The organism is Flavobacterium sp., assembly GCF_039595935.1.
In the GTDB taxonomy this organism is placed as follows: domain Bacteria; phylum Bacteroidota; class Bacteroidia; order Flavobacteriales; family Flavobacteriaceae; genus Flavobacterium.
The window spans coordinates 2929648-2941889 of sequence record NZ_JBCNKR010000006.1 but is presented as its reverse complement, the minus strand read 5'-3'; the positions used below and the strand labels follow the sequence as shown (position 1 = coordinate 2941889).

General features: G+C 36.5%; 9 protein-coding genes. 1 reads left to right on the top strand and 8 read right to left on the bottom strand.

The genetic code is table 11. From position 1 onward, the window contains the following. Window positions 1-318 precede the first annotated feature (318 nt). The 3 genes from ABDW27_RS22515 to ABDW27_RS22505 all read right to left on the bottom strand — a co-directional run bounded on the left by ABDW27_RS22515 (window position 319) and on the right by ABDW27_RS22505 (window position 2589). Complete coding sequence (locus ABDW27_RS22515; protein ID WP_343697973.1) at window positions 319-510, bottom strand: cold-shock protein; 192 nt, start codon at window positions 508-510, stop codon at window positions 319-321. 297 nt (window positions 511-807) lie between these two features. After that, complete coding sequence (locus ABDW27_RS22510; RefSeq protein WP_343697972.1) at window positions 808-1836, bottom strand: saccharopine dehydrogenase NADP-binding domain-containing protein; 1029 nt, start codon at window positions 1834-1836, stop codon at window positions 808-810. Window positions 1837-1899: 63 nt separating this feature from the next. Beyond that, window positions 1900-2589 carry a hypothetical protein gene (locus ABDW27_RS22505; protein ID WP_343697971.1) on the bottom strand — a complete coding sequence of 230 codons (690 nt, stop codon included), beginning with the start codon at window positions 2587-2589 and terminating at the stop codon, window positions 1900-1902. A gap of 210 nt (window positions 2590-2799) precedes the next feature. On the opposite strand from ABDW27_RS22505, the gene ABDW27_RS22500 reads away from it, so the two are divergent. Next, window positions 2800-3132, top strand: coding sequence for a helix-turn-helix domain-containing protein (locus ABDW27_RS22500; protein ID WP_343697970.1), 333 nt, complete (start codon window positions 2800-2802; stop codon window positions 3130-3132). 363 nt (window positions 3133-3495) lie between these two features. Here ABDW27_RS22500 and ABDW27_RS22495 read toward each other — a convergent pair whose 3' ends face one another. Genes ABDW27_RS22495 through ABDW27_RS22475 form a run of 5 tightly spaced genes read right to left on the bottom strand, consistent with a single transcriptional unit; the run spans window position 3496 to window position 12227 of the window. After that, complete coding sequence (locus ABDW27_RS22495) at window positions 3496-4401, bottom strand: carbohydrate kinase (RefSeq protein WP_343697969.1); 906 nt, start codon at window positions 4399-4401, stop codon at window positions 3496-3498. Between the two features lie 23 nt (window positions 4402-4424). Then, entirely contained in the window at window positions 4425-5981 is a 1557-nt protein-coding gene (locus ABDW27_RS22490) for a glycoside hydrolase family 32 protein (protein ID WP_343697968.1), read from the bottom strand. 21 nt (window positions 5982-6002) lie between these two features. Further along, a complete protein-coding gene (locus ABDW27_RS22485) occupies window positions 6003-7400 on the bottom strand; it encodes a DUF4960 domain-containing protein (protein WP_343697967.1) in 1398 nt (465 codons plus the stop codon). A 19-nt stretch (window positions 7401-7419) separates the two neighbouring features. Next, on the bottom strand, window positions 7420-9111 hold the full coding sequence (locus ABDW27_RS22480; RefSeq protein ID WP_343697966.1) for a RagB/SusD family nutrient uptake outer membrane protein: 1692 nt from the start codon (window positions 9109-9111) through the stop codon (window positions 7420-7422). A 14-nt stretch (window positions 9112-9125) separates the two neighbouring features. Then, a complete protein-coding gene (locus tag ABDW27_RS22475; RefSeq protein WP_343697965.1) occupies window positions 9126-12227 on the bottom strand; it encodes a TonB-dependent receptor in 3102 nt (1033 codons plus the stop codon). Window positions 12228-12242: the final 15 nt, after the last annotated feature.

The following is a 12242-nucleotide window of genomic DNA, read 5'->3' as shown; positions in this document are numbered from 1 at the left end:
TACGATTACGTTACGAGCTGGTAGACATCAAGAATTAGAAGATGAACTAGGTTTTCAGGCATAGCGCATTTATAAATGGAGGTGCCCTGAAAAAACATTTACTAATCCAAAACCACTTCTTTAGCATGCCCAAATATGTCATTTCCACTTGAATACAGCTGAGAATTAAAAATTGAAAAGCTTTATCTATTTAAATAGCAAAGCAGCAACCACGTGAATAGAAGTTTTCATATAGTAAACTTATAGCATAATAATCGATATAAATAATAAAGGCACCTGCTTAGCAGATGCCATTATAAGTTAAATGTGATAGTATGGTTATGCTACGACTACGTTTACTGCGTTTGGACCTTTACGGCCTTCCTGTATGTCGTATCGTACTTGATCATCCTGGCGGATGTTTTCTGATAGACCTGAAGCATGAACAAAAACTTCGGCTCCTCCGTTATTAGGAGTTATGAATCCAAATCCTTTTTCTTCATTGAAAAATTTTACTGTACCTTCTTGCATTTTTATGTATTTAATTGCTCAAAGATAACATTAAAAAAATGGGAAACCTGCTAATATTCAATATTTTATTTTTTTTATTAATTAAAATACGTTTTTCAGCAGCAAAATTAAAACGCGGATAACAGAATGGCTTAAAGACTCAAAAAAAGTGGTTGCAAATTATAATCTGAAACATATTCACTACTATCCATAAAACAAAAAACGCCGAACCATTGATTTATGGTCAAAAAAAGACTGCTGTAAAACTACTCACGCAGCTTTCCCCATAATGCTAAGAAATCAAATCCTAAAATTCTATCATTTTACGTATGATTTCTCTACCATAGTAATTTTTATATCATCTTCCTGCAGCGAATTTAAAAAATCGCCCGCTGTAAATGCTTCTCCCAGTGTCTTTACACCGCTTGAAGCTGCTTTTCCAGATAAAATTCCGTTTACCGCCTCTACAACCAAGGGAGCAGTCACAGCATAAATATCTTGGCCTTGAGCCGAAATTCTTCTTTCTTCATTACCTTTTACAGCAACGACTTCAAGGCTAAATTGCTGTGAAGATCTGTTTTTTTCATCTGTCGGTTTTGGCTCTGGCGTATTGTTGTTTCTAAGATCGTCTAAAGAGTTCTGACTCAAATACGTATTAACCGTATTCACGTTTAAATGGTTCGAAATCGTAATGATTTCCGAAAGAGGCAGGCTCACCACTTCTTTGCTGCCTATTGGTTTTTTAAAATTCCATTCTTTTGAAGGAGTTGGTTCTAGTTCCTTCAAGCGATTGTCTTTGAACGTTAATCTTTTGTAGTGGTTTCTATCTCCTGTCAATCTTGTCCCTTTTGTAGGATGCCAGGAATCCAGACCAATATACACGTTGATTTCATCTGTATGCTCCCACTCCTTTGTTAATTGAGTCGCCAATACATCAGCCAACCCGCCATAAAAGGCGGCTGCTGGAATGATTAAGATTTCTTTATTTTTGGCTTCTTCTGAAAATTCATCAATAATATCCAACACAGGTTTTTGTTCTGCCGATAAATCAATATAATGACTGCCAGATCTTAAAGCCGCTTTAATTATGGGCGCCGAAGTATCCAAATATGGACCAGCAGCGTTTATAATAATTTTGATGTCTTTAAAAGCTTCATCTAATGATTTTGGATCATCGATGTCTGCCGCTTTTATTTCTGAATCCGGAAAAAACGGAAGCAAAGCAGCCAGTTTTTCCAAATCTCTTTCAGAGAGAATCAAATTTCTATAGCCTTGTCTGTAAAGTTCTGCTACAATAAATTTTCCTGTATGTCCGTATGCGCCATAAATTGCAATAGTATTTTCCATAAACTATATTTTTTTAGACATCATCCTGTCAGATGAGTAATAAATATTTGAAAAGTTGTTTTTTTATTGAACAAGCAATAAAGCATTTTGTGTCGTGATTAATTGCTGCATCGATTGTTTCAGGTGGTTGTCCATTTCATTGATCAATTTTTGTTTTAATTGATAGTCTTTTTCATTTTCAAAAGATGAAATAGAAACCAAAAGATTTTTGTCCTGAAAAACTGGAAGTCTGGGAAAATCATTTTCTTGCATTTCACTGACCCAAAGTGTTGTATTTTTAATCTCTATGCTTTCTAAAAATGGCATATATTCAGTATTAAAAAGAGCAATTACTTTGTCTAGTGTACTGTTGCAGCTATAAAAATTCACCACAACAATTTTATGACTCGCGTCTAAGAAATTGGTAGAAATACTTGTGGCAAGTGGACGCAGCAAATAAATGTTGTCTGAATTGATCATCATCTCATTGGCTCCTTTTCCAAAGTCTTTCCAAGTTTTACTGTCAACATAAAAATCATTTAAGAATTTTATTCTTGTTTCCATATTATTAAAACTTCTAAACCATACAAATCTATCATTTACGCTGTCAATTTTAAATTGTCCCAAAGTAAAACCGCCAAGATTATGCATTGGAGCAACAAAATGAGCATTGAAGTACTTTTTAAACTCGTCTGTCATATTAGGCTTTAATAAATAATTGCGAAGCTCTAATACCGTAATTTCTTGATTATTTGATTCCTGGGTGTTTGTCATAATTCTTAGTATTTAAAATGATTAAAACGTAGTAAAAAACAATCTATCGCGAATGAAAATCAGAATCTTTTTAATAAAATATATTAATAATTCCTCTAACAAAGAAAACAATATAATATCTTTACCACAAGTACATACAAATAAGTACCTTACATACCAAAACCATACTAATACTGAAAATCAGCATTTTAAAAACAAAAAAAAAAAAAAATGGCAAAAAAAATAAACATAAAAGCATATTGCCCAGTTGATTACGCTTTTCAGCGAATTGGAGGAAAATATAAAGGCCGAATTTTATGGTCGCTAAAAGATGACATCTTACGCTATGGCGAACTAAAAAGGAACATTGAAGGAATCACACCAAAAATGCTCACACAGACTTTAAAAGAATTAGAAGCTGATGGATTGATTTTCAGAAAAGTATATCTCGAAGTACCGCCTCGAGTTGAATACTCGTTGTCTGAAACAGGCATTGAGTTAATTCCTTTCATCAACCAAATGAGTGCTTGGGCTGAAAAACAAATGGCTTTGATTTCGATTTAAAATGCAATAAAATAGCATTTAGAATGTGGAAGTTGCTGTGAAAAAAAAAGTCTTAATAATCAACGATTTCTATCAATCCCTAACAGTACATCTATACCAAATTCAGAAAGCCAATGGAAGACAGACACTAAATACCCCATTAATAAAAGAAGTGTTTATATAAAAAGCTAGGCAAATTTAGAATCAGCGTTTTATTAAACACTAACCAAAATAATTTCTCTATTTGGAAAATCGGATTCTTTTCTAAAAAATGCCCCAAATATTGCCTAACTTTTTGGGGCATGTTCATTTTGATATCAGGCTTAACTTCAAAAAAACAAGTATGGCAATTAATCAAATACCATGAGTCTTTTTGTAAATAACTTAAATTTTAGTTGCAGCCATTAAATTTTCAATCTTAGAATTTGGAACTTCCGGATTTGCGCCAGGCGCTTCAGCAACAAGCGCACCTACAGCGCAGGCAAAATCAATTGAATTCTGAGGATCTTTCTCGGTTAACAATGAAGTGATTAAAGCAGCCAAGAAAGAATCACCGGCACCTACCGTATCGGCAACCTCGATTGGGTAACCGCCGTTTTCATAAATTTTTCCTTTCCACAATAACAATGCTCCATGTTTTCCTTTTGTTACACACATTGCAGTCGCTTTCGTTTTTTCTTCAATGAAAGTCATGTTTTCTTCCAGACTTTCAAAAGGAGATTTCATGGCTTTTGCAATTTCGAGCAATTCTTCATCATTAAATTTTATAAAATCAGCCGATAGCATAAGCTGGTTCAGAATTTCATAGGTATAATGAGGTTTTCTTAGATTCACATCAAACACCTTATAAACATCATTGTCAAGCAGTTCTTCCAAAGCTTTTCTTGAAACATCGTCGCGACAAACCAAACTTCCATAAATCAAAACATCAGCCGCTTTTACCGTTGCTTTTGCCAATTCATTCAATTCAATTTTATCCCAGGCAGACGGATAACTGATTTCATAAGTTGCCGATCCACGCTCATTCAAGGTAACATTAACCAAACCAGTTGGAAAATCTTCAGAAACTACGATTGTATCCGTTTCAAGTCCCAGTTGTTTCACTTGCTCTTTTATTGCTCTCCCGTCTTCATCATTTCCTACACAGCTTATCATGGCCACTTCGCAACCTAACGTTTTCATGCGCAAGGCTACATTCAATGGAGCTCCGCCAATCTTTTTTTCATTGGCAAAAACATCCCAAAGTACCTCTCCGTATGCCACCGCCTTAAGGTTTTTTCCGTTATTCATTCTAAAATATTTTATTATTGTTCTTATTCAGGCTGGGTTATCTGAAGATTTGAGATTGTACTCGTTTGTCCTTCAGCAATTAAACCCCATTTGTTTTTGTCTCTTCCATAAATGCGGTTGGTGAGTGCTACTTTTCCGTCAATATAAACTACGACAACACTTCCTTCAGCAATTATTTCAATAGTGTATTTTGTATTGATTTGAAAAGCAAATGGCAAGCGTGTCATTTCCTGTGAAGCCGAATTATAACCGCTTATTTTAGCATTAGCAATATCTAAAACTACTTTATAATAGCTTCCTGTATCATTGGTATGAAAAACAAATCCGGTTGTTCCGCTAGCTTTCGCTAAAGTGACTTCGGCTTTTATTTTGACTTTCTTTCCAACGCTTTTAAAAGTAACCATTGCTTTTTCTGCCTCTCCTGATAAAGAATAAGTTCCATTATTAGCTGTTGCATTTGATGAAATTGCATCTACCTCTACAGTAGCATTCTTTTTCGAAAATAAATCCTTAACCGATTTCGGCGATTGCGCTCCCAAAGTTCCATCTGAATTTTGAATCAATTCATGAATAACCATATTTCCTGCCCAATCCTTGTTTCCTAAATCATTCTCAGGCGTTTTTCTCGCATTCCAACCAAAAACATATCTTTTATTTCCGTCAGAAGCTGTTTTTCCAGCATAAAAATATTCTCCGTCAATTCTGTCATTTTCCGGTTTTGTCCACGGACCGTTTATAGATGATGAAATTCTGTAGTGCGTTCCTTTATTGCCACTCCAATTCTCAGAAAAAATCAAATACCAATTGCTTCCCATTTTGAAAATATCCGCACATTCCATCATCAGATAATTATCTTCAGGCGTTGTGGTATAAATTGGAGCTTGAACATCCCATTTTCCTGATGCAGGATCTGCGCTTGTAAAATGCAGCAAAACAGCTTTTCTTACCGGTTCTGTCTGCGTACTTACCAGCATTGAATATTTTTTCAATTCATCATTATAAAACACATGCGGATCTCTGAAATCATAATTGTAATACCCCGCTGGCGCAGTAATCTTAAAAGACTGCACTTTTGTCCATTTTTTCAAATCGCTGCTGGTTGCACATAAAACACTTTCTCTTGCATTCGACTGGACAAAAGCCGGATTTTCATTGTGCCCTGTATAATAAAAGTAATAAACATTCCCCACTTTGAGAACCGATCCTGTACCTATTGCAAAATCTGGTTCTAGAGCTGTACCATACGGAATAGTTTGACCTTCATATGTAAAGTGCGATAAATCTGTGCTCTGGTATTCATGAATATCGTGAAATCCTTTTCCAGCAGGCTTATTCTGTGCGTCATGCAAAAAATAAATATGAAATTTTCCGTTATCGAAAAAAGGCATAATATCTCCGGTATAACCTGCACTATAATAGGGATCTGTTGTGCCCATCCATTGCGCTGGCGGAACAGGAAAAACACTTGTAATTTCCGAATTCCCTCCTGAAATAGAACCTCCAATATAATTTTCATCCTGACTGCAAGAAACAAGTGAAAAGAAAACCGAGGCGATTGTGATTATATTTCTATATTTCATTTTAATTAAATTCAAAGTGGGTTATTTTGCTGCTAAGTAATTGATACTGTTTTGTGTCAGTAGTTTGATATTTGTAATAAACTCGTTTGCCTGACTTGGCACTCCGCTACTATTCGTTTCATTGTACCAATCGTAAGCTCCCATAGAAATAACTATTACATTTTTGTTGTTGCTTGTATTTGGAAATTCCGCAATGGTAACTCTTCCGTTCAGTTCATTATCCCAAGCTTCACTTGCCAGATTGGTTCCTCCGGTCTGGTTTCTCCAACCTTCTCCATTATTGTATCCGCCCCATTCCGGTAAAAACCACCACGCTGTATGGTTTAATCTGAAAGTGCCGCTTTGCAATAAATTGGCTTTTCCCGCTTCAAAAGTGATTAAACCTTGAAATATTGGATGGCCTTCATGACCAACGAATGACATTCCCCATGAATTTCCGTCTACAAAACCGTTTGGAAGAAAATCTCCAAAAACATTATTCGGTCCTTTTCCTGACGGAACAATTCCTAAAGCATCAACATATTGAGAAGCAAAAGAAGTCAAAAGCAAGTTTCCTCCATTTGTTCTGAAATTTTTCAATGCATTAGTAACGTTAGGATTATAAGCCACAGAAGGTAAATTTGTAGCCGAATCAAAATGCCACCAAATCACATCAATATCACTTAAATCGGCACCGTTTTGAATACTTTCAAAAGAAATGTATTTCGCTCCCGGGAAATTATCAAACAACCAGTTTGAAGCCGTAACTTCATCCATATTTGTAATTCCGGATCTTGTAGCCGCAGTTCCTAAAAATGCAACCGTTAATCCTGTAACTGGAACTCCAACGTTTGCCGTATAATTAACGCTTTTCCCCTTTGATGTTATTACAAAAGTCACAGCATTAGTAAAATCAATTGTTGCTCCTGATGCTGGTGAAATCGTAACTCCATCTGTTGTTTCAATTACTGGTTTTAGCACTGTTAAATCGGTACTTTCTGGAAGCGTCATGGTAATCGTTTTGCTAATGTCGTTTACTGTTGCTGCAACGCCATTAATTGTAAAACTCTTAATCGGACTTAAAACGGTTGTCGTTACTGTATAATCTTTATATAAATTATCATTAACCACTCTAAACTTTACCGGATTTGTAAAATTCATAGCCGAATTTAATTCCGGATTTGAAGTTGCGCCATCGACAAAAACAACTTCCGGTTTTATGGCTGTTATATCAGATCCGTAAGGCATTATAACCGTAATTTTACCTGTCGCCTGATCAATGTTCCCTGAAACTCCATTTAATTTAAATGAAAGCACATTTGATGGCGAACTCACATCAAATCCGCCAGTTTCAAAACTATTTTCGCAGGCAGTAATCATAAAAATCATTGCGAATACTATAGACACTTTGATCCAATATTTATTTAAAGCTTTTTTCATATTGCTGATTCTTTAAAGATTAATAACCTGGATTTTGTTTGTACAATCCCTGACTGAAATTAATTTGCTTCAACGGAATTGGACAATATTCTTCTTTATGTGCATCAAAAAAAGCATCCTGATAATAGGTACGTTTTGTTTTTTCTTTTGCATAAAAATCATTCATGACCTGATCTGTAATTCCCCAACGAACAAGGTCAAAGAATCGGCTTCCTTCCATGGCCAATTCCAAACGACGTTCCCAACGCAAAGCTTTACGGGCAAAATCCTGTGTCCAGTTGCAATTGCTTCCGTCAACATAAGTACTAATTTTGAAGTTGCTTACATACGGAAGTCTTCCTGTACTCTGCGCCGCTCTTTTTCTGATTTCATTAATCAACGGCAAAGCTTCAGATTGTCTTCCTAACTCAATCAAAGCTTCGGCACGCATCAAAATCACATCGGCATAACGAATCTGAATTCTGTTTTTAGAATTTCCGTAAAATGGATCAATATTTACAACACAGCTGCAATTTGGGGCAACATTTTCTTTTAATGAAGCATAATAACCATACGTTCCTGGAGATCGTACCCAAGCTTCAACATATAAAAATTCTGGATCATATTTATAAGGCAAACCAGGCATTGCAACGGTATGATATAATCTTGGATCAACTGTATTTGCATCTATATTTTTATAATCAAAATCTTCGTTGTTGTATGTATCAAACTCTGGCAAACCATTTGCTCCAGTTTTAAAAGCATTCACCAAATTCTGGCTTGGTTTATGAAAATCGCAACAGCCTAAACCTTGCGGTGTAGAAAGAACGTCTGAAAAATTCAATCTTCCATATAAAGTTCCATCGTTGTCTGAAAACTGAATGGAGAAAATAGATTCCGGTCCGTTTTCATAAGTTCCCGGCAAGAAGTTATTGGCAAAATCAGGTTCTAAAGAAGCTTTTCCAATTACTTTATCCGTTGCTGCAATTACTTCCTGTAAATGCTGCTGATTGATTCCTGTAACTTTAAACGTTTCGTCCTGAGTATAGGCCTGATACAATCTTGTTTTTGCCAAATATGCATAAGCCGCCTTTTTAGTCGCGCGGCCAACTTCTGGTTGCGCATCGGGTAAATTTTCGGCTGCAGCCTGAAAATCTTCAGCGATTTTACTCCATAGCTCTTCGTTTGAAAGCGCTTTGTTTGAAATTGTTTTGTAATCTTCTACTGCAATATCCTCAGTAATATAAGGCACATTTCTAAACATGATTTTCAGCATAAAATAAAAATGCCCTCGTAAAAAACGCATCTCAGCCATTCTTGTTTTCTTCAACGGATAATCGGCTTCTGAGATTTGTTCCAAAGCTTTCAATGCTTTATTGGCTCTTGAAACACCAACATAACTGATGTACCAGAAACTATCCAATTCGCCGAAATCTGGACGGATATTATTGGATACTTCAAAAAAGTGAAAATCCTGAATATCATTAGTACCGCTTCCGCCTTTGTAGGCATCATCTGAACGGACATTTCCAAATGGCCATAAACTGTACGGAGAATCATAATGGTCATTTCCTAACTGCGCGTAAGCTGCGTTCATAAATCCTTCAACATTTTCAGGCGTAACAATATCTTTTTCCGATAGTACGCCACGGGGATCATTTTCTAAAAAATCGGAACAGGAAGCGAAGAAGCCCATCGCTGCAAATCCTGCTATATATAGTAGTTTTTTCATTTTTAAATCTTTTATTATAAAGTGAAATTAAGGCCAGCAGTAAAAGTTGTCGGCTGCGGATATCCAAAACCTGCATTTTCAGGATCTACGCCTGTGAAGCTTTTCGCATCAAGAATCAATAGGTTCTGACCGCTTATGTATAGTCTGAAGCTTTCCATGCTTAATTTTTTCAATAATTCTTTTGGTAGACTGTAGCCAAACTGTAAAACTCTAAGTTTAAGGTAACTTCCGTTTTCTACATAATAAGTCGAGAATCTTGACTCCGCATTTCTATCTACTGTTGTCAATGCCGGAATAGTTGAATTTGGATTATCCAAAGACCAAGCATTCAGCAGACGGGTTCCTTTATTTGATCCAACATCATCGACACTCCAGAAATCAGTTTGATACTTTGTGTTATTGATGACATCAACATCTGTCGCACCTTCCCAAAAGGTAGTGAAATCAAAGTTTTTATAAGACAAATTCAAATTGATGCCGTACAGCAATCCTAGGTTTGGGTTTCCAATCCATGTGCGGTCTTTGTCTGTAATTACGCCATCTCCATTTAAGTCTTTATAGCGAATTCTGCCAAGTCCTTTTCCTTCCTGAATTGGCGAATTATCAACCTGATCCTGACTTGTAAACAATCCATCAGTAACATATCCGTACATCGAATTAATTGGTCGTCCTAAAATATTATCATCCAGTCCGTTTCCTCCATAATTGTTTTTTACTTCATCCGGCAGTTTTGTGATTTTATTTTTGTTTGCTGAAATGTTTCCTGAAATATCATATTTCAATCCAAATGAAGTTTCGTCATGATACCCCAAAGAAAATTCCCAACCTTTATTTTCCATCGAAGCTCCGTTTACCCAACGATTTCCACCTTCTCCTATAACTCCTAAATACGGTGGCAATACCAAAATATCATCTGTTTTTTTGATATAATAATCTACAGAACCGCTTAGTTTTTGCTTGAATAAACCAAAGTCCAAACCAACGTTGGTCTGTGTCGTAGTTTCCCATTTTAAATCATCATTTCCTGACTGCGTTGCGATAAAACCAGACGGAAGCAATCCGTTTCCGTTTCCTGCGATATCGTAAGCCGTTCCATAAGAAGTGGCCCAGGTTGGGCTTCCGCCCGCGTAACTTGCCAGATAAAGCGAATAGACTGCTGTATTGCTGATTTCCTGATTACCGGTCTGTCCCCATCCTGCTCTTAATTTTAAATCAGAAATAGCGGTTATTTTATCTTTTATAAAACTCTCATTGCTAATTCTCCATCCTGCAGAAACCGCGGGAAATGTTCCAAACTGATTGTTTTTACCAAAACGGGAAGAACCGTCACGGCGAATAGTAGCCGAAACCAGATAACGGTTGTCAAACTCATAGTCTGCTTTTCCAAAATACGAAAGCAAAGAATATACGGTTGAAGTTCCGCTGGTGAAAGATTCTCCTGTTCCTGCATCCGGATACATATAATCCGGCGTTTCGATCAGAAAGTCATTTTTGCGCAATGTATTTGTATCATAAGTATCTTTATACATCTCCGTTCCCGCCATCAAATTAAGATTGCTTTTTCCAAAGTTTAAACTATAAATTGCTGTATTCGTCCAAGTCCATTTGTCGCTGATTGACTGATCAATTGTAACAGAAGTCTGATCATTTTGGAGATAACCCGATTTGTAACTTCTTTGCAGCGTGCGTTTTTTATAAAAACCATAATCCATTCCGAAACTCGTTTTAATGTGCAGGTTTTTAATGATTTCCAAATCGGCGTAAGCATTGCCAAAAAGACGCAGATAATCGTATTTGTTGTCTTTGTTATACTCTAAAAGACGAACCGGATTTTGTCTGTCGTTCATTCCTCCAACAGGTCCTCCCCATCCCTTTCCATCTACAGTATGCACCGGAATAATTGGAAGTGCTCGCAATGCCGGATCTAAAACGCCTGGATCTGTCACTTCGTTAGTGCGGTTTAAGCTGAAATTTTCCCCAATAACTAATTTTCCGTCAAAGTACTTGTATGAACTGTTCATTCTGGCAGAAATTCTTTCGAAATCAGTCGTTTTTACCACCCCTTCATTTCCGTAATATCCTAAAGAGAAAACATAATTCCCTTTCTCAGAAGCATTTGAAACCGATAAATCATAAGAATTGGCAACTCCGGTTTGAGAAATCGCATCGTACCAATCGGTATTTGAAGATTTTAGCGTTTGCTGAGCATCTAAATATTCCGGAACCAAAACTTTGTTCAATTGCGGTTTATTGTTGTTTACTGACCAGTCAAACTGATAACGCAAATTGTTATTATTCGGATTCAATCCGTCGTTAATATTTGCCTGCCAAAGTGCCTGTCCAAACTGGTTTGCATTTAGCACATCCAACTTTCTTGAATAATCAGAAAATGAGGCATACGTACTGAAATTGATTCTCATTTTTCCTTCTTTTCCTTTTTTGGTTGTAATGATAATTACACCGTTTGAAGCTCTAGAACCGTAAATACTTGCTGAAGAAGCATCTTTTAAAACCTGAATAGTCTCAATATCATTAGGATTCAATTCGTGCATTCCCGATTTGGTTGGCATTCCGTCGATTACATAAAGCGGATCTGTATTGTTCAAAGTTCCAACACCGCGAATCACCACTTTTGTATTTCCTCCGCTTGGCGAGCCGTCAGACGACACTTTTACTCCGGCAATTCTTCCCTGCAAAGCTTTGATTGGGTTTGGCTCCGGCTGTTTCATAACGTCTTTCATGTTTACAACGGCAACTGCCCCTGTAATATCCGTTTTCTTTTGTTTAGAATATCCTGTTACCACAACTTCATTCAGTTGATTGTTATCGACTTTCAGCGTTATGTTGATTGTTTTTTGCCCTTTAACTGAAATGGATTGCGGACTGTAACCTACAAAAGAAACTACAAGTACAGCATCTGAAGCAACGCTGGGAAAGGAAAAATTCCCGTCAAAATCGGTAACCGAACTGGTATTGGTTCCCGAAATCATTACTGTGGCACCTGGAAGCGGCATTCCGTCATCAGAGGAAATTACCGTTCCTTTTATTCCGTTTTCCTGTGCCATCATGAGCATTGGAAAAAAGAAAAATAGAAAATAAAAAATCTTATTTCTCATAAATTTTGGTTTGGT

Bases quoted from the DNA above. Each gene is read 5' to 3' on its own strand.
- ABDW27_RS22515 (WP_343697973.1), bottom strand. From the start codon at position 510: ATGCAAGAAGGTACAGTAAAATTTTTCAATGAAGAAAAAGGATTTGGA.
- ABDW27_RS22510 (WP_343697972.1), bottom strand. From the start codon at position 1,836: ATGGAAAATACTATTGCAATTTATGGCGCATACGGACATACAGGAAAA.
- ABDW27_RS22505 (WP_343697971.1), bottom strand. From the start codon at position 2,589: ATGACAAACACCCAGGAATCAAATAATCAAGAAATTACGGTATTAGAG.
- ABDW27_RS22500 (WP_343697970.1), top strand. From the start codon at position 2,800: ATGGCAAAAAAAATAAACATAAAAGCATATTGCCCAGTTGATTACGCT.
- ABDW27_RS22495 (WP_343697969.1), bottom strand. From the start codon at position 4,401: ATGAATAACGGAAAAAACCTTAAGGCGGTGGCATACGGAGAGGTACTT.
- ABDW27_RS22490 (WP_343697968.1), bottom strand. From the start codon at position 5,981: ATGAAATATAGAAATATAATCACAATCGCCTCGGTTTTCTTTTCACTT.
- ABDW27_RS22485 (WP_343697967.1), bottom strand. From the start codon at position 7,400: ATGAAAAAAGCTTTAAATAAATATTGGATCAAAGTGTCTATAGTATTC.
- ABDW27_RS22480 (WP_343697966.1), bottom strand. From the start codon at position 9,111: ATGAAAAAACTACTATATATAGCAGGATTTGCAGCGATGGGCTTCTTC.
- ABDW27_RS22475 (WP_343697965.1), bottom strand. From the start codon at position 12,227: ATGAGAAATAAGATTTTTTATTTTCTATTTTTCTTTTTTCCAATGCTC.